Origin of the sequence: Bradyrhizobium sp. 17, assembly GCF_023073515.1 — a bacterium.
Taxonomy (GTDB): Bacteria; Pseudomonadota; Alphaproteobacteria; order Rhizobiales; family Xanthobacteraceae; genus Bradyrhizobium; species Bradyrhizobium canariense_D.
This window is the reverse complement of sequence record NZ_JADPJQ010000035.1, coordinates 275,902-296,477: the sequence shown is the minus strand read 5'-3', so window position 1 is coordinate 296,477 and position 20,576 is coordinate 275,902. Positions and strand designations below refer to the sequence as shown.

Here is a 20,576-nt window from a genome sequence, read left to right as displayed (position 1 = left end):
CTACGCGGAATTAGGCGTACCGTAAATCCGGAGCGACCACGTGTGTGTGAACCAATTCACATCCTCTGGACGTTTTCGTGCAGCTCTCTCTCTGAAGAGGCACAATGCCTTGCCCGCAAGAAAATCGCCGGACCGCATCCGGAAAGAGCCTCGCACAATCAGCGCTATCAGCTGTTCGCCGGTTGCACCGTCGCGCAAAACAGGCGCATGATGGTATTGTCGGAGAATTGGCGCGACGCTTCGTGACGGCAAGCTAGGCCGGCGTAGCACGCCTTCTCAGCCGCGGGCCGGGCTCGCCGGAAACGTCGCGGTGAACACCGTTTCATCTCGCATCGACGACGCGACGATCAACCCGCCATGGGCGCGCGCGATCTCTTGGGCAATGTACAGTCCGAGCCCAAGCCCTTTCTGGTTCGGCAGAACGTCGCCGCGATCGAACGCAGTGAAAAGGCGCGGGATCGCATCAGCCGGAATTGGCGCGCCTTTGTTGGCAACGCTGAGATCAAAGCCAGCGCCGGTCGTCTGCGCCAGCACCCTGATCGGCTTGTCGGCGGCGCCATAGGAAATCGCGTTGCCGAGAAGATTGGACAGCATCTGACCTATGCGGTCGGCGTCGATTCTCACAGGTCCCGGAACGTTGACGACCGTTTCGATGACGCGATCCGGGTGCACGTTCTCGAACTCCGCGACGATTTGCCTGATGACAGGCTCGAGTGGCTGTTCTTTCAACTTGAGCTGCATCCCGGCGCCGAGCCGCGCGCGGGCGAAGTCCATGACATTGTCGATCAGGCCCGCCATCCGGCCCACGCTTCCCTGCAGGAGGTTGATCCAGTTCTTCCCCTCGTCATCGACCTTCTTGTTCAGAAGCCGCAGGCCGCCCTGGATCGAGGCAAGAGGGTTTCGGAGGTCGTGACCGAGCACGGCGATGAACTGCTCGCGCAGTTCCGCATTGCGTTGTTCCAGCGCGAGCCTGTTCTCGATCAGTTCGACGCGCTCGGCCGCGTCGAGATGAGACGCGATCAGCTCGGCAAAAAGCTTGAACATGCCGATGACTTCGGGAGTCCGAAGCTTGCGCGGCTTCGGATCGATCGCACAAAGAGTTCCGAAGAATGAACCGTCGGGCAGAATGATCGGCACGGAGATGTAGCTTTGGAAGCCATATTGTGCAGGCGTGTGATGCTTGCAGTAGCCGGCGTCTTTGCTGACATTCTCGATGACGACCGCCTCGCGGCTCTGCCGGATCTCATGGCAGATCGTGGTCTCGACCTTGAGCTCGTCACCGGGTTTCAGCCCGAACGCAAGTTCGTCACGCGAGGCACATGTGATCCACCTGTCCTCGGTGACGCGGGCAACGGCCGTAAACCCCATGCCGGTGGTCCGGCTGACCACGTCGAGGATGGTCGAGACCGCAGCGATCCCGCTGATCTTGGCTATGTCGCGCTCGAAATCCATTGCCACTCCGCTTGGGAACATTCGCCCCGGGCCGGCCGCCCAACTGAAAGCGCGTCCTTGCAACGGTGAAAAGCACTGCCAGCCAAGTCATTCCGCGTCAATGTTACTCGACGCCCCACCTCGGAAGCGGCTATCTGTTCCCAATGGAACATTTCAGAACGGCGAGGCTCAGCGCCGAAAGGCTTCGTGAAAATCATCTCGCCGACCTCGTCGCGTTGCATCTCGATGCCGAGGTTTCGCGCTATCTCGGCGGCGTCCGTTCGGCGGAGAAGACGAAGACCTATCTCGACGCCAATATGGCGCATTGGGATCAGCATGGCTTCGGTCTGTGGGTGCTGCGAACGAAAGACGGGGCATTCGCCGGGCGAGCGGGCATCAGGCATATCCTCGTGGACGATGTCGACGAGATCGAGATTGCCTACGCGTTCAAGCGCGAATTCTGGGGCCGTGGCCTTGCAAGCGAGACCGCGACCGCACTCACCGATATTGGACTGTTACACCATGAGCTGCCGTCCCTCATTGGCCTGGTCTATGTCGGCAATGGCGCATCGCGCCGAGTTCTGGAGAAGTCCAACTATCTCCTCGAGCGAACCACGTTCCGTCACGGCGAGAACGGCGTCCTCTACCGGATCCGGCGGTGAGAGACGGCCTGACGATCACCCGGTGCGCAGCCGGACAACCGATTGCGGCAGGGAGGCCAGAAACAACACCGCGCAAACGCACAGCAGGACGATGTCCTTGAACAGAAATTCGCCGGTCAGATTCCACGCCATCGGATCGGATGAAAGGCTCCATTTGACCACACCGGGCGTCGTGAAGAAGAACGACCAGGTGATCGCAAAGGTCACCATGCCCATGAATGAACCGAGGGCGGACGAAACCGGGCTGAAGCTGCCTGCCGCGAGCAGCGCCGCAATCACGAATTCAGCGACACCGAGGACATAGGCCTCTCCCCTCAGGCCGAACACCGACAGCCAGGAGATGAACGGGCTGTTGCTGATGAACTGCGCGATGCCCTGCGCAGATTGCGGCGTGAATTTCTGCATGCCAAACGATACGAAGATGATCACCATGACCCAGCGCAGAATGGCAAGAGGACGATAGGAACCGCCCCCGACCTCAGCGACGTTGAACTCTTTCATCCGACCATGTCTCCCCGGTTTCACATCCATCAGCTCTGCGAGACTACGCTCGCTGAAGGCTGTACGAAGGGGAGCTTCGGTCGTTACCCGCGTCGGCCGGTTCCGGAGATCACAGCTGCGTGCGATGCGCGTGTTCGCGGGATGGCCGCCCGGTCTGGGGCTGTCGGCGCGTTAATGTGCCGTTGAAGGAGCGACGGCGGTGCCCTGCGCTCGCAATGACGGTGTGGAAACAGCCGCTATCGCGCGGATGGAGCGGACGCCCGCGGAGTCTACCTGAAATACCCGAGCACGAGATCGACATCCGCGCTGCCGGCCGCCGTGCCGTTCAGCTCGGCGTCGATGACGCGGCGGCAAGCCTCGATCGCGGCATGGTCGCCGAGGTCGTTGGCGGCTTCCAGCACGAGCCATGCCGCATCGACCGAGGCCTGGTCCGCTGCTCCGCCGCCGATCTCGCCGGCTGCGGCGTTGTTGAGGTTCTTCTTGCGAACTGCGGTGCCGAATTGAGGCAACATTGAAAATACTCCCTGCCAATTCCCGGATGATGCTCGGTGTACCTGTTCGGTGTACCGCTCAGTGCACCTGCAGCTCGGGCTGACGACCCGTGACGGGATCGGTGCCGGTCTTGCGCGATTGGTAGAACTTCAAGACGCTGCGCGAGGTCTCGATCTTGAGCTTGCCGAAATCGCGCTCGTTGTCGTGGAGCTCGCGCGCCGTGATCAGATGATCCTTGGCGCCGAGGAACAGCAGCGACATGGTGGTGTCCCAGGAGAAGTCGAGCGCCTTGCACAGCACCAGGATCATCTCGCGATTGCGGTCCATCATCGCACGCTCGATCACGTCGACCGGCAGCGACGACAACAGCGACAGGCCGATCTGCACCTCGTCGGACCGGTGCTGGCGAGCATAGTTCGAGATCGAGTCCTGGTTGAGGTTGCCCTGCCGGTACTGCGTCGTCACCACGCGCTTGGCAACGAAATAGCTGCGCGAGGACGGGCCGAACTTGGACTGCAGATCGCCGGTGACGTCGCTTACCGAGCTCTGGATCTGCGCCATCATTTCCGGGCGCTCGTGCTCGAGCCGGCGACGGACGTCCTCCGACGCCTTCGAGATCAGTTGCTGGAAGATGTGACGCGGCACGTCCTTGCGCAGGCCAAGCTGCTCGGCGAGAATCGAGTCACCCTCGGCGCGGCGGACCATGTGGAGCAGACCCGAACCTGAAAAGCGCGCGCCCTCGTTTTTGGCGACCGACGTCACGACCTCCTGGTCGCCGCGCTTGACCAGCACGTCGGTGACGGCCTCGCCGATCGACTTGCGCTGGGCGATCGCGAGCAGATGCGACTGGCTCTTGGTCATGGCGCTCTCGACCAGCAGCTTCTCGTCGATACGATTGGAATCGCGCAGCACGGGACCGGCGACCTCGATTTCGTCGGCGATCGCGAGTTGCGCAATGACATTGAGCGGAGCGTGATCGCAGGCTGCCATCACCTCGGAGAGCTGCACCCGTGCGGCGACCTCGATCTCGTCGGCGAGCCGGCCGATGACTTCGCCGAACGTGCTGATCTCGTCGTCGCTGTAGCGACCGGTGATCAGAATGTCGGTCGCATGCCACAACGCCTTGGTCCGGCTTTCGTCGGTGCCGCGTGCGATTGCGTCGTCCAGATCCTGCAGAAGTGTTGTCGCGCCGTTCATCCCGATGACCCCAGTTCTTGGCTGGCCATCCTGCTTGTGCCGGCAGGACGCCGAGTTCCTCTGGGAACAGAGGCTAGGGAACAAACGCGAGAATCCGGTAAAGTCGGCAGATCAGTTTTGCCGCGGAAAATTCGATAAAAAGCGAGAGAATGAGTTTACCGGTACGTCACGAGGAAGCTGCGCCCCCTCTCCCGCTTGCGGGAGAGGGTTGGGGTGAGGGTGTCTCTCCGGCGTCATGGCCGGGCTTGTCCCGGCCATCCACGTCTCACCGCCTGGGACGGAGAACGTGGATGCCCGGGACAAGCCCGGGCATGACGGACTATCGCCTACGGATTTGACGGCGTCAGCACCAGCGGCGGCTTTGGCTTGGGCTTTGCGGGCGGCGGGCCCGGGGCCGGCCTGACGTCGATCGGCGGAGGCAGCGGCGCGATCTGCGTGCTTGCAAGCGGCGGGCTTGGTGCCGCGGGAGCGGCCTGCGGCGCCTTTGGCGTCGGCGCAACCCTGATATCGGACTTGGGCTTCGGCGGCGGCGCACGGCGCGGATCGCGGCCGGGCATCGGCACATCCGTGAGCGACGGCTCCGGCGCCGGTTCGGGCGACACCAGCGTCGGCAACGCGGCGGTGGCCGGCGGCGGCTCGCCGCGCTCGATGGCGTCCAGCCGGCGCGTCTCGCGATCGATCGTGCGTACCGCGAGCCACGACGACAGCGGCCCAAGATCGACGGTGCGATTGAGCCTGTCGGGGGGACCGGCCGCGAACAGCTGGATTTCGGGCGGCGCGCCGGAGAGCCCGGTCATGATCGGCGTCAGGCTGGCACGGATGTCGGCCTGGTCGGCGGGGATGTCGTAACCGCCGGAGACGATGGCACGCGCGTTCTTCGCCTCTAGCGACGTTGCGCCGACGCGCAGGCGCCCGTCCCGGATCGTGAACGGGATCTGCGCCGAGGCCACTGCAATCGGACCCGCCGACAGCGCGGGCTCGACCAGCTGCCGCAGCCGATTGTCGTCGGCAATTTGGCCGCCGTCGCTGGCGCGGATGGCGATTTCGAAGGCGCGTGGATTGAGGCCGGAGATTTCAGCGGATTCGAGCGTCACCGTACCGTTGCCGGCGAGCGCACCGGTGAGCGCCGCGACGCTACGGCCCTGGCTGGTCAGCGCCATCTGCGCCGAGGCTCGTCCCTTCGGCAGCGCGAGGTCGCGGTAGCGCAGCGCCGCCGCGTCGACATTGCCGAGCTCGATGCGCGCGTTGAGCGTCAGACCATTGGCGCCATTGCGCGCATCAAGGCTCGCCGACATCTCGCCGCCGCCGACGCCGCCCTTCATTGCGTCGAGCGCGAGCGACTGACCGTCGCTCCGGACCGTACCGCCGAAGGGGCGCAGCTCGATGCCGCCGGGCAACGTGCCGTGCAACGCCTGGAAGGCGACGCGGCCGCGCCAGCCGCCGAGAAGCCCGGCACTCAGCGGCGCATTGGCATCGTGTCCGGCCGCGCCGATGGCCATCGCGAGCGCGGGCACGAGGTCGAGCGTATCGAGGCCGACTTCGCCGTCGACGGTCTTCTCCTGATCGAGCGTCACCGCCAGATGACCGCGCAAATGCGAGCCGGCCAGGGTGCTCTCGAGATCGTTGAAGGTCAGGCGGTTGCCGGAGAGGCCGACGCGCGAGGACAGATTGACGCTCTGCACCGATTTATCGGCCGGGCTGGTCCCGAACAGCGGCCCCAGATTGGCGTTGCGCACGCGCAAATTTACGCTGCCTTTCGGCTCCGACAATTCGACGTTGCCTTGTGCGTCCGCATCCAGCCCGCCGCCGCTAAGCTTGGCATTCAATTGCAGCTGATGGCGCCACGCGCCGCTCAAGCGGCCTTCGAACTGCGAAGCGCCCTCGCCTGCGGCCACCACGCGATCGAGCCCGAGCAACGCCAGCAGTGCACTGGCTTGCGGTGTCGCGACTTTCGAGTCCAGCGTGAAGTCGCTGTTGCGCAAGCGGTCGACGTCGATGCCGTTGACGGCGGCCACCGGCGTCTGCGCAGCCAGCGTCGCGGTGGCCTTGAGCTGCGGCGCGTCGAGTTCGAGGACAGCGCGCGCGTCGTTGCGATCGGCGTGCTCGGCGTTCTTGTCGAGGCTGAGGTCGAGCTTCAGGCGGGTCGCAGCCGGCAGCGACGGGATGGCGTCGAAGCGCGCGCGCACCGATGGCGCAAACGGCTCGAGCAGTGCAGTGAGATCGCGCAGCGAATTGGCGGAGGATTTCAGCGCGAGCTTGCCCGTGGCCTTGGCGCGGTCGAAGCTGCCACTTGCTTCCGTGGTCACGCCACTGGCCTGGCCGAACCGCAACTGCTCCAGCGAGAGCGATGCGGGGCCGTAGCCGAGTTTCGCGGTGAACGGCCGCAGCTCCTGCCCGGCCGAGATCGCGCGGCCGATATCGAGCGACAGCTTCGCTTCCTCCGGCCATTCGCCCTGCGGTCCCGAAAGCGCGCGCACAAAACTTGCGGCCGCATCGAGGTCAAGGCGGTCGGCCTTGAGCTCCGCGTCGATCCGCGAGCCCTTGCTCGCGCCGGTCTGGACGAAAGCGATGCGGCCTTCGACCGCGCCGCCGTCGATCTCGGCCTTCAGCCTGTCGATGGCGAAATGGTTGGCGGCGATGGTCACGTCACCGGCAAGGCGCAGCGGCCGCGTGCTGCGGCGGTTGACCTCGCTGCGGCCCTGGAGCCAGGCCACTAGCGTATCGGGATCGGAGGAATCGACGCTGAGACGGCCGCTGAAGCTGTCGGCGCCGGGCGTCGCGCCGTTGAGCGAGAGCTGCGTCTGTCCCGGCGCGCGCAGCTCGAGCCGCTGGAAGGTCCAGGATCGTCCGTCGGTCGCAAGCTCGGCCGTGATGTTCTGGAGCGGCCGTGCGCCGAGCATGATCTGGTCGGAGTTGAACTCGATCTGTGCCGGGATCGGCGCCTGCGGGATTGCGGCGAGGCCTGCGCGGAGCGCCGGAAGGATGCGCTGCGGCTCGTCCTTGCCGGTCAGCTTGTCGGCATCGACCTGGCGCGCCGACAGCACCGCACGCAGCAGCGGCGAAGCCCCGAACCTGATATCGCCGACGCCGCCGAGCTTCAGCGCGGAGTCTTCGGACCCGAAGCTGGCGTCGACCTGCTCGAACTTGGCGCCGGCCGGATCAGCCTTGAGTTTCGTCGTGAGCTTCCAGGGCATCGGCCCCGCCTCGCCCGGCTTCTTCGGCGCCGGCACGGCGAACGTCAGCGCGCCCTCGAATTTCGGCAGGCGGTTGTCGAAGGCGAGCACGCCTTCGAGATCGGCGAGGATCGCGCGCTCGCCGGGATCGATGTTGAGGTGGAGGCGGGTGGCATTGCCGTCGGCGCTCGGGCCGGAGGAGACGCGGAACGGATAGCGCACGCCGCTGAGGGCAAAACTGCCGTCGCCCCGGACCGAGCCGGCCAGCGAGCGCACATCGCCGGAGAAAGCGATGTCGTTGAGCTCCAGTGTCGAATGGCTGGCGGCATCATGCAGGGCGATGCGACCGGTGAGATTCAGCCGCTCGATCGCCAGCGATGCCAGATTGAAGCTCCCGCTCGCGGTGGACGGCAGATCGACCCGCCCGCGCGCGTCGAGGCCGAGATCGACCGCCATGCCATTGACCGAAAGCTCGGTGGCGCGCCATTCGCCGCGCATCAGCGAGCTCAGGCTGAATTCGACATCGAGCTTGTCGGCGCGCAGGCGGCCGAGATCGTTGTTGCCGCCGAAGGTGACCGCGCGCAGCCGCAGCGTCGGCGCCGGCAACAGCCGCGCGTCGAGCTCGCCCGCCACCCGCACCGGCACGCCGATGATCCTGCCGGCCTCTGCTTCGAACTGGGGCCTGAACTGGTTCCAGTCGACGAAGTACGGTCCGATCAGAGCGGCCAGCAGCGCTAAGATAAAGGCAATCGCCAATCCGAGCAGCGTCGTCTGCACGGGTCTCCCCTCGGCCAAACCGGATGCGGGCCTTGCCTGAGCCGCAGGGCCTCAGACGTACCGGAACAGCCCCTTATATAGGGGGAAGTGTGGCGAAGTCACAGCGACTGTTGCGCGCGGAGGTTAACGCCGGCAGCCATCACCAGCTCGCAGGCAGCCGCTTCAGGCCGCGCAGCACGAAGGTCGGCCGCCATTCGGGGTTTTCGACGTCGTCGATGCGCAGGTCGGGCAGCCGACGCAACAGCGTGGCGATGGCGATCTCGGCCTCGAGGCGGGCCAATTGGGCCCCCAGGCAGAAATGGATGCCACCGCCGAACGACAGCGGCCTCACATTCTGGCGGGTGACGTCGAGCCGGTCGGGCCGGTCAGGATAGACCGCCGGGTCGCGGTTGGCCGAGCCCAGCAGGCAGAGCACGGTCTCGCCCTTGGGGATCTTGGCGCCGCCGAGATCGTCGATATCCTCCAGCGCGACCCGCCCGGTCATCTGCACCGAGGAATCGTAGCGCAGAAACTCCTCGATCGCGCCCACCATCAGGTCCGGCCGCGCCTTCAAAAGCGCGAGCTGGTCCGGATTGCGATGCAGCGCCAGCAGGCCGTTGCCGATCAGATTGACCGTGGTCTCGTGGCCGGCGCCGAACAACAGGATGATGTTGGCGGTCAGTTCCTCGTTGGTGAGCTTGTTGCCGTCTTCCTCGGCCTGCACCAGCTGGGTAATGAGATCGTCGCCGGGATTTTTGCGACGAAGCTCGAACAGCTGCTGGAAATACATCTGCGCCATCATGTTGCCGGCGTTGCCCTTGGCGATCTCCTCCGGCGACAGCGGCACGGGATCGAGCAGCCGTCCGCCATCGCGCGAGCTGTTATAGAAAGTCTCGCGATGGTCCTCGGGGATGCCGAGCATGTCGCAGATGATGGTGACAGGCAGGCGGAAGGCGAAGTCTTCGATCAGGTCCATGTGGCCGCGGTCGATCACGGCATCGATGGTCTGGTCGACGATCTCCTGGATGCGTGGCCGCATGTCCTCGACGCGGCGGGCGGTGAAGGCCTTCACGACGAGGCCGCGCAGGCGGGTGTGGTCAGGCGGATCGGCCTGCAGCATCCAGTGGCTCATGCTGCGGAAGACCGGCTCCTCCATGATCTTCTCGCTATAGCGGCGCTTGGAGCGCTCGACGAAATCCTTGCCAAAACGCTTGTCGCGCATCACGAGGCTGACATCGGCATGGCGGCTGGCGACGAACTGGCCGAACGGCGTCACGTGAATCGGGTAGATCGCGCGGAGCCGGTCATAATGCGGATAGGGATCGCGGATGAAGTCCGGCGACAGCGGGTTGAACAGCGGACCGCCGGTGCCCTGCACGTGCTCGTTCATGGTGACCTCATATCGGTTGCCGCATGAATCGCATACGCCGCAGCCCCTCTTGCGCAGCGTAACCATCCCGGAATTATCAACTCGATACATTGTTGTATCGAGTTGCATTTTGCCCTAAACTGCCCCGATGTCAAGGGTGAGAACCAGGCCGACCAGGGACGACACGCGCGACAGGCTGTTCGAGGCGGCGGCGCGCGTGTTCGAGCAGGACGGCATCGGCGGCGCCAGCATCGAGGCGATCGCGGCGGCGGCCGGATTTAGCCGCGGCGCGTTCTATTCCAACTTCAAGAGCAAGGACGAGCTGATTATCGCCATGCTCGAGGAGCATGTCGCGCAGTCGATCCGGCGCAACATGGACATCCTCGCGCAGCACGACAATCTCGACGACTTCATCGCGGCGCTGAAGGCGATGGATCGCACAAGGCAGGATCCGCTCGGCCGCTCGCCGCTGCTCCACATGGAGATGATCCTGTTTGTCGCCCGCGCCGAGAAGCGCCGACCGGAGCTTGCAAAGCGCCTGCGCGCGCGGCGCAAGCTGGTCGCCGACATCATCGAGGCAACGCTGAAGAGCAACGCGAAGGGCGACACGCTCAATCCCCCCTGGATGGCCTCCGTCGTGCTGGCATTGGAAGACGGCTTTCGCCTGCACCGCCTGATCGATCCGGAGACGACGCCGGCCGACAGTTTTCTGCGCGCGATCACGGATCTGCGGCGCAGGACGGGATTGTCGTTGAAGTAGCGTTTGTTTTCTTCAGATCGTCGCGCTTCGCTGTTCCCGCTCGGCATCGGCGCGCCGCGCCGCTGGAACCTCGTCGCAATTCTCGCGCGCATTTTCCACATCCTCATACCGATCCAAGGAACGTTTCTGCAGCTTGCCACTTTATCCCGTGCCTGTTTTGGCAATTTGATCATTCGAGGAGACAGCGATGAGGATTCTGAAATTGTCTGCGGCCGCAGCTGCGCTGCTGGCCGGTACCGCGCTCGCCGTGGCGCAGTCGAGTTCGACGGTCGGCACTGGCGGGTCGTCAGCCGGCGGTGGCACCAGCAACTCGACCGTAGGCACGGGCGGTTCATCGGCGGGTTCGGGCAGCGGATCGGGCTCGGCCTCGACGCTTGGCACCGGCGGCTCGTCGGCGGGCGGCGGCACCAGCAGTTCGTCGATCGGCACCGGCGGCTCCGCCGCAGGCTCCGGCAGCGGCTCAGGCTCGGCCTCGACGCTCGGCACCGGTGGTTCGTCGGCGGGTGGCGGCAAGAGTTCGTCCAGCGTCGGCACCGGCGGCTCTGCGGCAGGCTCCGGCTCCAACTCGGCATCGACAGTCGGCACGGGCGGCTCGTCGGCCGGCGGCGGCAAGAGCGGCTCGACCGTGGGAGCGGCCGGCTCCTCCGCGGGACATGCCAGCGACATGGGCATGGAAAAGGGCAAAGGCCACCACAAGGACGAGATGAAGAAGGACAAGGACTGACATCCGGCCGGCGGAGCGGCAGCAATGCCGCTCCTTCGTCCTTCCTGAGGAGGACTGGCATGAACAGACCAATCGTTGCGATCGCAGTTTTGACTTTGATGAGCAGCGCCGCTGCGGGGGAAACCATGCAGAAAACCGGCAAGACCGCGTCCGGCGAGACCTGCCGGGTCACGGTGGAAAAACATCCCGACGGCAGCATTACCGCGCTGGGGTCATCGGGTTCGGGCACCACCGGCTCGACCTCATCGAGCGGCTCGCTGTCGAGCTCTAGCTCGGCCGGCGGATCGTCGGTGCACGTCCAGGCCGGTGGCGGCAACGTGTCGAGTTCGTCCTCGACGGCCGGCGGCCCGGGTTCGACCAGCGCGAGCACCGTCACGGTCAACGGCTGCACCATCTCGACATCGTCGCCCTAGCAAAAGGATTTCACAGATGAGAATGTTGATCGCGACCTCGTCGGTCGCACTTCTGCTCGCCGCCGCCTCGCCGTTGTCGGCGCAAACCAGCATGACCGGCGGCACCGGGGGCTCGGCCGCGGCCGGCGGCACCTCGGCCAGCACGCTCGGCACCGGCGGCACGTCGACGTCGGGCTCCGGACAGACCGGCTCGTCGATTGCAGCGGGCGGCAGCGCCGCGTCTGCCAACGGCAAGGCGCAGTCCGGCACCAGCATGAACAAGGGCAACGGTCCGGTGCTCAATTCCAATGCGCGCGCGCAGGCGCATGAGGGTGGTACGTTCAGCCGCTCCCACACCCGCACGAAAGTCAAGGCGGGCGAGGAGGTCGGGTCGACCACCAAGACCATGTCGCACGTGCCGGGCTCCAAGCCGACCATGTCGACGACATCGACCAACGTGCGCTGAACCATCCTCACGAGACTGCTGCCCGCAACCTGCGGGCAGTTTTTCTTTGTGAGCAGGTTTTTCGTTGGTGAACGGATCAACCGCCGCTCAGCGTGCGGCTGACGCGGGTCACGAGTGCATCCCACTGCCGCTTCTCGGCGGCCGGATAGTTGATCAGCACGCAATGCACGTAGCGGCGGCCAAAGTTGCAGCGGTCGTACCAGATCTTGCCGCCCCGGGTGCTGGAGACCACGAAGAAGCGCGGCGTGATGCGCTTGTAGGTGATGCCGGGCGGCGGATTCTTCCGCGCCAGGAAAGCGGCCGGTGAGCTGCCGTCATTGGGAACGGCCTGCACCGTCAAATCCGCACGGCCGTCGCTGGTCCGGTACTGCATGCCATAGCCGTCGGGCCGGCCGGCTTGCTCGGTGAAGATGGACGAAGGGATATCGACGCTGGTCCCGGTCTCGGGAATGCGATAGCCACTCCAGCTGTCCGCGCGGGCGGCCGCCGGAAAGGCACAGAGCATGACAAGGATGGTGGCGATCTTCTTCATCGTATGGACCGGCTTGTGCTGGTGGGCCGACAACGTGGGGAAACGCCGGACGTTCCTTTCCGCGATGTGAACGCGCGTTGCGCCCAAGCCGGATGATAGTCTCGAGCGCGCCCGCTAGCGAGCGCGTTTGCCCTTGTCCGTGGGCAAGGGGCAATTCGTACAAGCGCTGTCGTCGCACATGCGGCAGATCGTGAAGCGATCCATCTCGGAGGTATCCTGCCGAGCCAACAACTCATGGAGCAGCGTTTCAAGGCGCTTCGTTTCAGCCGGCGACAGTACATCCAGAAGCGACGCGACGGCCGAAATCCGCGAAGTCATCAAATCGTTGCGGGTTGCGGCGCCCTTCGCCGTCAGGTGCAAGGCAACCTCGCGGCCGTCCTGTCCGGGCCGACGTTCGACCAGCCGATCCGACACCAGACGGTCCACCAGCCGGACCGTTCCTGAATGCGACAGGCCAAGGATCCGCCGCAGCTTGTCGTTGGTCATGCCCTGGCCATAGCCGATGACGACCAGTGCCGCAGGGGTCTCGCCACCGCGGCCGATGACCTCGCGCGCGCCCTGCTCGATCCGATCCATGACGGCGAGCGAAAGCGCCCCCAGCAAATTTGCGATTCCAATTTCCATACACCGACAATATGTGCGGAGCGCACAAAAAACAACTTGACGATATGTGCGCTCCGCACATAATTTGGATCGCGGGGCTCGATCACATGGAGAATGACGATGAATACTCGGAGCGCGGCACGACAAGCGAATGCCCAAGCGGATACCAGGGGCACCGAACCCGCCTTGAAATACGTGCAGGCCAACGGCGTGCGCTTCGCCTATCTCGAACAGGGCGATGGCCCCCTGGTCATGTTCCTGCACGGCTTTCCCGACAATGCCTGGTCGTATCGAAAGCAGCTGCAGGTCTTCGCGGATGCCGGGTATCGTGCCGTCGCGCCGTTCCTGCGTGGCTATGCGCCGACCGAGATTCCGGCGGACGGCATTTTCGATCCGATCGCACTGGGCAAGGATCTCGAAGCCCTCATCGCGGCGCTGAGCGACGACGGACAGGCACGCGTCGTCGGCATGGATTGGGGCGGCACCTCGACCTTTCAGGCGCTGGCCACGGCGCCATCGGCAATCAAGGCCGCCGTGGTCATGAACACCGCGCACCCGATTACAATTTCGAGCATCAGACGGGATCCGGAGCTCGTTCGAGCCGTCTTCCACGTCTATTTTTTCCAGCTGCCCGGCGCCGAATCCGCGGTCAATACCGAGGGCCTCCCCTTTGTCGACTATCTCTGGAAGCTGTGGTCACCGACATTCAACAATGCCGAGCACATCCGTTCGATCAAGGAGACACTCAGCTCGCCCGGCACGATGGCCGCGGCGCTGAAATATTACGGAGGCCTGACCGATGCGGGGCTCACGGGCCGGCTGCCGATCAATGACATGCACACGCCGACGCTGACGATCTATGGCAGCAACGATCCGACAGCGAGGTACTCGGTCAAGGAGGAGCCGCTGTTCAAGGGGCCGCACAAGCGGATTGTCCTGCCCGATGTCGGGCACTTCCCGCACCTCGAGCGTGAGGAAGAAGTCACCGGCCTGATCATGGACTGGTTCAAGACGCACGCGCCTGACTGAACGCAGAGGGCGGTGGCCCACAACATCCTTCGATTTTCTAATCTGGAGTGCGCGCAATGGACGCCAAGACACAACATCAATATGCCGAGACCTTTCATGCCCTTCACAGGAAGGGCGATCCGCTCGTCCTGTTCAACGCCTGGGACGCCGCCACCGCCAAAGCCATCGCGAAGACCGCTCCGGCCATCGCGACCAGCAGCGGCGCGGTCGCCTCCGTACTTGGATACGCCGACGGAGAAAATGTCCCGTTCGACATGGTGACCGGCCTCGTATCGCGGATGACTGCGGCCGTGTCAGTTCCAGTCTCAATCGATCTGGAGGCAGGATATGGCGACACCCCGGAGGCCGCCGCCAGATCGGCGACCGAGATTTTGAAAGCCGGCGCCGTCGGCATCAATATCGAGGACGGGCTATCGGGGGGAAAGCGGCAACTGGTCAATCCCGAACTCCATGCCGCCAAGATCAAGGCCGTGCGCGACGCCGCGAAAGATCTTGGAGTTCAGCTGTTCATCAATGCGAGAACAGATCCGTTCCTGCTGAAATTCGGATCGCCGGACGAGTGCATGAACGAAGCGGCAAGGCGGGCGAAGGTCTATGCCGAGGCCGGCGCCGACGGAATTTTCGTCCCCGGCCTCACCGATCTCGCTCTCATTGAAAAGTTGGTTCAGCTCACGCCTCTGCCGGTCAACATCATGGTGACACAAGGCGTTCCCGCACTTCCGGATCTGGCTCGCGTCGGCGTTCGGCGGGTCAGCCTCGGGCCGTGGCCGATGATGGCCGCGATGCGGATGATCGGACAGGCCGCGGCCGCGGTCGCCGCGACCAAGCAGTACGGCACGTTCCTGCAACCGGATGCCTGAGCCCGGATATCACCAGCTCGACGCAGTGTTCTGCGCCGACCGCTTCACGCTTTTCCAATCCACCGGATGGATGTCGAGAACGGTCAGCGCAGTTCCTATGCGCTCCTGTCCATGGCCGCGATCAAGGATCCGATCTCGATTGTCGCGACATTGCAGTAGCTGTCGGAGACCGCGTAGGGGAAGATGATCTTGTCGTGGTGGCGCATCGCGCCGCAAGTGTAGACGACGTTTGGAACATATCCTTCGCGTTCGGAAGGGTCCGGGCGCAATAGTGGCTCGCGCAGGCGGCCGAGCACCTTCGAAGGGTCGTTCTTGTCCAGCAGCGCGGCCCCGATCGAATATTTTCGCAAAGGTCCGACGCCGTGCGTCAGCAGCAGCCACCCGACGTCGAGCTCGATGGGTGATCCGCAATTGCCGATCTGCACGAATTCCCAGGGGTATCGCGGCTTCAGAATCGGCTGGCCGCCATCCCACGTCTGGAGATCGTCGGAAAAGATCAGATAGAGGTTCTCGTTATCCTGGCGCGCGATCATTGCATATCTGCCCCCGATCTTGCGCGGGAATAACGCCATGCCCTTGTTGCGCGCGGCACTGCCCTTCAGGGTCGATAGCCGGAACGATACAAAGTCGGACGTCTCGATCAGCTCCGACCGGATCGCCCGTCCGCTATAAGCGGTGTAGGTCGCGTAGTAGATCGTCTCGCCGGCGTTGCTGAAATGCACAAAGCGGGCGTCCTCGATCCCGTTCGACTGCGCTTCAGTGACCGGGAAAATCACCCGCTCGCTCAGATCCTGGCCGGCCGCAAATGTAACATCAATCTCGTCGCCGCCGGCGCCCGATGTCAGCTTGACGAGATCGGGGCTGGATGCAAGGCGCGCCGTCGGGTCGATGGTCACGGTCCCGTCTGCCGCAATAAGCCCCGAGCGAAATGTCAGGGACGACACGTGACCCTCGCCGACGGCACGAAGACTTAGGATGAAGCGAAGGCTGCCTTCCGGCGTTCCGGATTGATCGGGATGCGGCACGATACTCGGATTGAACAATGCCGAGGCCTCGAACGAATATTCGTTGAGAAAATAGGCGCCCGCGAGTTGGCGCTGCACCTGCGTGAATACAGCATGGTCGGCCAGCGCCTCTTCCATTTCCGCGGCGCGTGTCTCGAATATCTGCAACAGGTTGCGGTGACGGCCGAGGAAATTCTCCAGAACGTCGGCCAATTGCCGGTCAGCCGTCTCGGCATCGAGCGCGAGGACCCGTTCGACGATATGGTTGGCGCGGGTCTTGTCCGTCGGATTGAGGTCGCGCGGCTCTGTTGCCGGCTTGAAAGGCCGAACGATGACACGGGTCGGATCAGGCCGCAGCTGAAGGGCTTGACGTTTGAGGAAGGGAGATTGCGACAAGACGGCCTCGATGGGTTGAAGGAGGAAATCGTAATCCTGCTCCGTCAAGCGACGAGAGGAGCAGGCTTGGCCCGGCTTTCGCTCAGGCGGGCAATTTGCCGAATCTCGGAAAGCCCAAGCAAATAAGACACCACGGATTCCCCTCCCCGGTTCTCATTGGGACGATCGGGATGCAGGCCATCCCGGCAGCTTCCGGTCTCCAGATCGACCAGCGAGGCCGACAGGTCGTTGCTGCCCAGAAACCACGCGAAGACCCGCGCGGCTTCGGCTTTCCACTCGACATCGTGATCGGCCCGCCACGCGGCGAGGCATGCCGCGATGGTCGCCGCGGCCTCCAGCGGCTGCTGGTCGAAGGCTTGCGACGGCTGGCGTCGATCGCCAAACCCCGCCGTGCCGATCGGGCGGAATTGGCCTTTCGCTGAGGTTTGCCGCTTCACAAGCCAGCGCAACGACTCCAGCCCGATATTGACATAGCGCGATGTCTTGCTGGCAAGACCGGTTATGATCAGCGCCTGGGGCAAGCGCGCGTTATCATAGGCCAACCCGTCCTCGAACCAGACCCAATCGCCGGTTGCCACGGTGTCGAAGATCAAGATCAAGCGATCGGCAAGCACGGCACGCAGGCGGGTCGCCTGGACATCGCCCGGGACAGCCGAGCAGTAAGCATCGAGGCCCAGCAATACGAACGCCCACGCACGGGGCGAACGAAAATCTTCCACTGTCGCCATTGCTTCGGAAAACAAGGCCCCGGCCCATGAGCGCCGCGACGAGCTGGCGTCGGTCAACGCGCACACCCCCAAGGCCCAGAGCGTACGTCCGTGACTGTCCTCCGACCCCTTGTCCTCCAACCAGCAGCGGTTGAAGCCCATGAAATTGCGAAATCGTCGTGTATCCGGATTCCAGGCGTGCTGGACGAAAGCGGCAAATCGTGCCGTCAGCGCATCCGGCAGCCGCTCTTCACCCGGATTGTTGAGCGCACAGGCCACGAGCAGCGCCCGGGCGTTGTCGTCGACGCAATAGCCGTGGGCACGATCCGGCACGCTATGAACGGCATGCTGAAACAGTCCCGTGTCGTCGCACATCGACAGGAAATGGCCGAGCTGCATTTCCGGCGGGGCGCGGCTGTCGCGCAGCAGCGTGCCAGTATCCATACGCGCGATGGTCTTGAGCCGATGCCGGCGGCCGGCGTTCTCGAAGACCGACATATAGCGCTCGGCGGTTCTTTCCCATGTCATCGCGCGGCTGCTCGAATAGGCGCGCTTGCGCATCGCCTGCCGAAGCACGTCGTTGGTGAGCAACTTGGCGATTTCAATGCCGAGCGCTGCCGCGTCGCCAAACGGAACCAGGATGCCGCGGCCCTCGGCCAATAGTTCACGGGCATGCCAATACGGGGTGGACACCACGGCTTTACCGAGGCCAAAACTGTAGGCCAGCGTGCCCGAGGTCATCTGGGCCTCACTGAGGTACGGCGTCACGTAGACGTCAGACATCGAGATGAAATCGAGCAGCGTTTTCTTGTCGACGAACTGATCGAGGAACACGACGTGATCCTCGACGCCAGCCTGGCGCGCGTGCGCCATCAGGGACTCACGATAAGCTTCGCCACGGTCGCGCACGAGGTTGGGATGCGTCGCACCGAGGACGACGTAAACGGCGTCGGGTCGGGTCTTCAGAATCGAAGGCATCGCATCGATCATGACTTCGATACCCTTGTTCGGCGACAGCAATCCGAAGGTCAGGATGACCGACTTGTTGCTGAATCCGAGCGCAGCCTTGGCCGCGTCGGGTTCGACGAACGCAAATTCCGGGATGCCATGCGGGATGATCTCGATCTTCTCGTCAGCCATGTGATAGACGGAGCGCAACAATTCCCGACCTTTTTCAGCCATCACGACGATCTTGGACGAGCACTCGACGATGCGCGTGATGACGTCGCGCTGAGCCTCTGTCGGCTCGGACAAGACCGTATGCAGGGTTGTCACGATCGGTATGGTCAGGCGCGACAGAAGCGCCATGATCTGGCCTCCGGCTTCGCCGCCGAAAATTCCGAATTCGTGTTGCAGCGAAACGGCCTCGAAGCCGCCGCTGTTCAGATAGGCAGCCGCACGGACATAATCATCTTGCCTGTCGTCGTCGATCTCCAGGCCCACGGTGGTAGGATAATCGTAGACCTGGCCGTGATCGGTCATCGCGACGATGACCGTCTCCAGATCACTCCGGGACGCCGCAACGGCGCTCTGCAAGTCAGTAGTGAAGGTCGCGATGCCGCAGCGGCGGGGAAGCGAATTGCCGATGAATGCGATACGATTTACGGCAGCCAATTTGGCGTCTCCGATTGTTTGAGCGTGGCGGTCTCGAAGGGAGACGGGACCAGGGTGCCGGGAAAGGCGTGCGGTGCGAGACTGGCGCTCGCGGCACTGCGCCCTGTTAGCGCAGCAGGGTTTATCTTCGGGCCGGGATAGGCCAGCAGCGCTTTCAAGCCGCTCGCACCGACCTCGATTTCCGCATGGTCGGCTTCCAGGAAGATCGCGTCCCCCGGCGCCAGCCTCGTCGAGCCGAGTTGGGCCTGGCCTTCTATCGCCAGCAGCCAGGTCTCTTTCGGTGCGTCGAGCATCCAAACGGAGCCAGGAGCAAGGTCCGTCTGCTCCAGCGCAAAATAGGAATTGACCGTGAGGACCGTTCGCGCGCCGCTCAGGCGTTCGGACGGCGATTGAATCTGGCGTGGGCCTGCCGTCGCCACCGCGACGGCATGGTCGATGTGCAGTTCGCGCGCTCGTCCATAGTCGAACAGCCGGAACGTGGCGTCGCTGTGCTGCTGGATTTCCACGAGCACGATGCCGGCGCCGATCGCGTGGATCGTTCCAGCAGGAATGAGAATGACGTCGCCTGGATGAACCGGCTGCCAATCCACGATATCGGCGATCGAGCCATCAGTGATCGCGGTTCGCAACTCCGCGGCGGAGCGCAAATGGTTCAATCCCACCGCGACCCGGGCGCCGGGGATCGCGGAGACGATATACCAGGCTTCGGTCTTGCCATTGGCAAGCCCGATCGAACGCGCGAACGCATCATCCGGATGAACTTGAATCGACAGCGGCTCGGTGGTGAAGAGCATTTTGAGCAGCAACGTCGTCTTGGGCGCAGCAAGACCGGGGCGCTCGAACCACAATTCCCCGATCGGCCCGTCGCTCGTCGACGTCTCACTCCAGGGCCGCAGATCGAGACTGCCCCAGGGCTTCGGCTTGGTTCGCACGATGGCATGTTCGACCGTCAAGCGGGCCTCCCCAAGGCTGTGCGATCAGTCGTTGGCTGTTCGTGCCGGGCGCGGACCGGTCCAGGGCGGAAGCGCATCCCATTCGGCCCTTCGCATGCGGCGCTCTTCATCGCCGACCTTGACGAAGACAAACGGAGCGTCGTCCTGCCCGGTCTTCGATCCCGTGAATGTGGCCGGAAGTCCGTTCGAATTTCGGATCGTTGCTGTGTTTGCCACGTAAACCTCCTGACGATCTGCGTGCGAGATCGCTGCCGCAGATCAATTGAAAATGGATTCCGCTGCATGCAGGCCGACGCAGCGACCCGCACCGGCACCCGAGATACCAATCGGTCCAGGAGATTTGTATTTTGGGATATCGGACATGCGACCGCCTGCGTGGTTGAGGCGGGAGCGAAATGCTCTCAGTCACCGATAACTGCCAAGGGCGGGCGGTGATCTCGAGCATATAGGAACGCCGTCACCCAATAGCGAGACGAGCGCATCAATCCGATCGGCTTTATTAGCTGTATCTTTGTGTTGGCATTGCTCTATGGTCACGCGGCCTGGCGTCTGAGTTGACGGGGTTCCTCGCTCGATTTCATTATTGGCCGGCTGATCCCCCTCTCAGAAGGGTTTTCGGCAATCGGATGTCGCATGGTTTCAACGGATCGTTTCCGGCAAGAGATTCGATCCCGGCTCGAATTGGCGAACGCGCAAGGCCGGCCGAACCTGACCATCGAGTGTGGCGAGCTTTACCGCTCCATGAGCCAGCTGCCCACGTTCAATCGATGGATGATCTTCTGCTGCAACGCGATGCGCGCGGAAATGGCCTTGACCGATCATTTGATTTTCGATGACAGGAACGAAAGCCTGCTGACCGTTCACTATGCATTGCCGCGTCAATGCCGAGCAAAATCAAACCAGACACGATCGAAGTAACGCGTTTCGTTGATTTCGATGACTAGCCGGTCGTTGC

At 63.7% G+C, this 20,576-nt stretch carries 20 protein-coding genes; 8 read left to right on the top strand and 12 right to left on the bottom strand.

Going from position 1 to position 20,576, the window contains the following annotated elements:
- Positions 1 to 276: 276 nt before the first annotated feature.
- Positions 277 to 1,452 carry a GAF domain-containing sensor histidine kinase gene (locus tag IVB13_RS06345; RefSeq protein ID WP_018454322.1) on the bottom strand — a complete coding sequence of 392 codons (1,176 nt, stop codon included), beginning with the start codon at positions 1,450 to 1,452 and terminating at the stop codon, positions 277 to 279.
- A 143-nt stretch (positions 1,453 to 1,595) separates the two neighbouring features.
- Here IVB13_RS06345 and IVB13_RS06340 point away from each other — a divergent pair, with 143 nt between their 5' ends.
- A complete protein-coding gene (locus tag IVB13_RS06340; protein WP_018454321.1) occupies positions 1,596 to 2,093 on the top strand; it encodes a GNAT family N-acetyltransferase in 498 nt (165 codons plus the stop codon).
- 15 nt (positions 2,094 to 2,108) lie between these two features.
- Here the strand turns inward: IVB13_RS06340 and IVB13_RS06335 are convergent, their stop codons facing one another.
- From IVB13_RS06335 to IVB13_RS06315, 5 genes are all read right to left on the bottom strand, one after another.
- The gene (locus IVB13_RS06335) at positions 2,109 to 2,594 is read right to left on the bottom strand and encodes a DUF417 family protein (RefSeq protein ID WP_085360657.1); all 486 of its coding nucleotides are present in this window, start codon (positions 2,592 to 2,594) and stop codon (positions 2,109 to 2,111) included.
- 269 nt (positions 2,595 to 2,863) lie between these two features.
- Positions 2,864 to 3,106 carry a hypothetical protein gene (locus IVB13_RS06330; RefSeq protein WP_018454319.1) on the bottom strand — a complete coding sequence of 81 codons (243 nt, stop codon included), beginning with the start codon at positions 3,104 to 3,106 and terminating at the stop codon, positions 2,864 to 2,866.
- A 58-nt stretch (positions 3,107 to 3,164) separates the two neighbouring features.
- Positions 3,165 to 4,283: a DUF2336 domain-containing protein gene (locus IVB13_RS06325; protein WP_018454318.1), complete on the bottom strand. Its 1,119-nt coding sequence runs from the start codon at positions 4,281 to 4,283 to the stop codon at positions 3,165 to 3,167.
- Positions 4,284 to 4,609: 326 nt separating this feature from the next.
- On the bottom strand, positions 4,610 to 8,233 hold the full coding sequence (locus tag IVB13_RS06320) for an AsmA-like C-terminal region-containing protein (protein WP_018454317.1): 3,624 nt from the start codon (positions 8,231 to 8,233) through the stop codon (positions 4,610 to 4,612).
- A 139-nt stretch (positions 8,234 to 8,372) separates the two neighbouring features.
- Positions 8,373 to 9,602 carry a cytochrome P450 gene (locus IVB13_RS06315; protein WP_018454316.1) on the bottom strand — a complete coding sequence of 410 codons (1,230 nt, stop codon included), beginning with the start codon at positions 9,600 to 9,602 and terminating at the stop codon, positions 8,373 to 8,375.
- 127 nt (positions 9,603 to 9,729) lie between these two features.
- Here IVB13_RS06315 and IVB13_RS06310 point away from each other — a divergent pair, with 127 nt between their 5' ends.
- The 4 genes from IVB13_RS06310 to IVB13_RS06295 all read left to right on the top strand — a co-directional run bounded on the left by IVB13_RS06310 (position 9,730) and on the right by IVB13_RS06295 (position 11,923).
- A complete protein-coding gene (locus IVB13_RS06310; protein ID WP_018454315.1) occupies positions 9,730 to 10,341 on the top strand; it encodes a TetR/AcrR family transcriptional regulator in 612 nt (203 codons plus the stop codon).
- Positions 10,342 to 10,528: 187 nt separating this feature from the next.
- A complete protein-coding gene (locus IVB13_RS06305) occupies positions 10,529 to 11,065 on the top strand; it encodes a hypothetical protein (RefSeq protein ID WP_018454314.1) in 537 nt (178 codons plus the stop codon).
- 59 nt (positions 11,066 to 11,124) lie between these two features.
- Positions 11,125 to 11,478, top strand: a complete 354-nt coding sequence (locus IVB13_RS06300) for a hypothetical protein (RefSeq protein ID WP_026232714.1) — start codon at positions 11,125 to 11,127, stop codon at positions 11,476 to 11,478.
- A gap of 22 nt (positions 11,479 to 11,500) precedes the next feature.
- Positions 11,501 to 11,923 carry a hypothetical protein gene (locus IVB13_RS06295; protein ID WP_018454312.1) on the top strand — a complete coding sequence of 141 codons (423 nt, stop codon included), beginning with the start codon at positions 11,501 to 11,503 and terminating at the stop codon, positions 11,921 to 11,923.
- Positions 11,924 to 11,999: 76 nt separating this feature from the next.
- Here IVB13_RS06295 and IVB13_RS06290 read toward each other — a convergent pair whose 3' ends face one another.
- Both IVB13_RS06290 and IVB13_RS06285 read right to left on the bottom strand, forming a co-directional pair.
- Complete coding sequence (locus IVB13_RS06290) at positions 12,000 to 12,455, bottom strand: hypothetical protein (protein ID WP_026232713.1); 456 nt, start codon at positions 12,453 to 12,455, stop codon at positions 12,000 to 12,002.
- 114 nt (positions 12,456 to 12,569) lie between these two features.
- A complete protein-coding gene (locus IVB13_RS06285; RefSeq protein WP_231190451.1) occupies positions 12,570 to 13,058 on the bottom strand; it encodes a MarR family winged helix-turn-helix transcriptional regulator in 489 nt (162 codons plus the stop codon).
- A 120-nt stretch (positions 13,059 to 13,178) separates the two neighbouring features.
- Here IVB13_RS06285 and IVB13_RS06280 point away from each other — a divergent pair, with 120 nt between their 5' ends.
- Both IVB13_RS06280 and IVB13_RS06275 read left to right on the top strand, forming a co-directional pair.
- The gene (locus tag IVB13_RS06280) at positions 13,179 to 14,087 is read left to right on the top strand and encodes an alpha/beta hydrolase (RefSeq protein ID WP_026232712.1); all 909 of its coding nucleotides are present in this window, start codon (positions 13,179 to 13,181) and stop codon (positions 14,085 to 14,087) included.
- Between the two features lie 56 nt (positions 14,088 to 14,143).
- Complete coding sequence (locus IVB13_RS06275) at positions 14,144 to 14,947, top strand: isocitrate lyase/phosphoenolpyruvate mutase family protein (protein WP_247488046.1); 804 nt, start codon at positions 14,144 to 14,146, stop codon at positions 14,945 to 14,947.
- Between the two features lie 95 nt (positions 14,948 to 15,042).
- Here IVB13_RS06275 and IVB13_RS06270 read toward each other — a convergent pair whose 3' ends face one another.
- From IVB13_RS06270 to IVB13_RS06255, 4 genes are read right to left on the bottom strand one after another with little or no spacing between them, the layout of a single operon-like run.
- Complete coding sequence (locus IVB13_RS06270; RefSeq protein WP_026232711.1) at positions 15,043 to 16,347, bottom strand: glycoside hydrolase family 130 protein; 1,305 nt, start codon at positions 16,345 to 16,347, stop codon at positions 15,043 to 15,045.
- Positions 16,348 to 16,391: 44 nt separating this feature from the next.
- Positions 16,392 to 18,668 (bottom strand): glycosyltransferase family 4 protein, encoded by a 2,277-nt coding sequence (locus IVB13_RS06265; protein ID WP_018454306.1) that lies wholly within the window; start codon positions 18,666 to 18,668, stop codon positions 16,392 to 16,394.
- Complete coding sequence (locus IVB13_RS06260) at positions 18,656 to 19,621, bottom strand: class I mannose-6-phosphate isomerase (RefSeq protein WP_247488044.1); 966 nt, start codon at positions 19,619 to 19,621, stop codon at positions 18,656 to 18,658. Before IVB13_RS06260 ends, IVB13_RS06265 begins: the two co-directional genes overlap by 13 nt.
- Positions 19,622 to 19,645: 24 nt before the next feature.
- Entirely contained in the window at positions 19,646 to 19,837 is a 192-nt protein-coding gene (locus IVB13_RS06255) for a hypothetical protein (RefSeq protein WP_018454304.1), read from the bottom strand.
- A gap of 417 nt (positions 19,838 to 20,254) precedes the next feature.
- Here IVB13_RS06255 and IVB13_RS06250 point away from each other — a divergent pair, with 417 nt between their 5' ends.
- A complete protein-coding gene (locus tag IVB13_RS06250; RefSeq protein WP_143273233.1) occupies positions 20,255 to 20,539 on the top strand; it encodes a hypothetical protein in 285 nt (94 codons plus the stop codon).
- The last annotated feature ends 37 nt before the right edge of the window (positions 20,540 to 20,576 follow it).

Excerpts from the sequence above, each read along its gene's own strand:
- IVB13_RS06300 (WP_026232714.1), top strand. The coding sequence starts at position 11,125 with ATGAACAGACCAATCGTTGCGATCGCAGTTTTGACTTTGATGAGCAGC.
- IVB13_RS06290 (WP_026232713.1), bottom strand. The coding sequence starts at position 12,455 with ATGAAGAAGATCGCCACCATCCTTGTCATGCTCTGTGCCTTTCCGGCG.
- IVB13_RS06335 (WP_085360657.1), bottom strand. The coding sequence starts at position 2,594 with ATGAAAGAGTTCAACGTCGCTGAGGTCGGGGGCGGTTCCTATCGTCCT.
- IVB13_RS06310 (WP_018454315.1), top strand. The coding sequence starts at position 9,730 with ATGTCAAGGGTGAGAACCAGGCCGACCAGGGACGACACGCGCGACAGG.
- IVB13_RS06330 (WP_018454319.1), bottom strand. The coding sequence starts at position 3,106 with ATGTTGCCTCAATTCGGCACCGCAGTTCGCAAGAAGAACCTCAACAAC.
- IVB13_RS06325 (WP_018454318.1), bottom strand. The coding sequence starts at position 4,283 with ATGAACGGCGCGACAACACTTCTGCAGGATCTGGACGACGCAATCGCA.
- IVB13_RS06295 (WP_018454312.1), top strand. The coding sequence starts at position 11,501 with ATGTTGATCGCGACCTCGTCGGTCGCACTTCTGCTCGCCGCCGCCTCG.
- IVB13_RS06315 (WP_018454316.1), bottom strand. The coding sequence starts at position 9,602 with ATGAACGAGCACGTGCAGGGCACCGGCGGTCCGCTGTTCAACCCGCTG.
- IVB13_RS06275 (WP_247488046.1), top strand. The coding sequence starts at position 14,144 with ATGGACGCCAAGACACAACATCAATATGCCGAGACCTTTCATGCCCTT.
- IVB13_RS06280 (WP_026232712.1), top strand. The coding sequence starts at position 13,179 with ATGAATACTCGGAGCGCGGCACGACAAGCGAATGCCCAAGCGGATACC.
- IVB13_RS06305 (WP_018454314.1), top strand. The coding sequence starts at position 10,529 with ATGAGGATTCTGAAATTGTCTGCGGCCGCAGCTGCGCTGCTGGCCGGT.
- IVB13_RS06345 (WP_018454322.1), bottom strand. The coding sequence starts at position 1,452 with ATGGATTTCGAGCGCGACATAGCCAAGATCAGCGGGATCGCTGCGGTC.
- IVB13_RS06340 (WP_018454321.1), top strand. The coding sequence starts at position 1,596 with ATGGAACATTTCAGAACGGCGAGGCTCAGCGCCGAAAGGCTTCGTGAA.
- IVB13_RS06250 (WP_143273233.1), top strand. The coding sequence starts at position 20,255 with ATGGTTTCAACGGATCGTTTCCGGCAAGAGATTCGATCCCGGCTCGAA.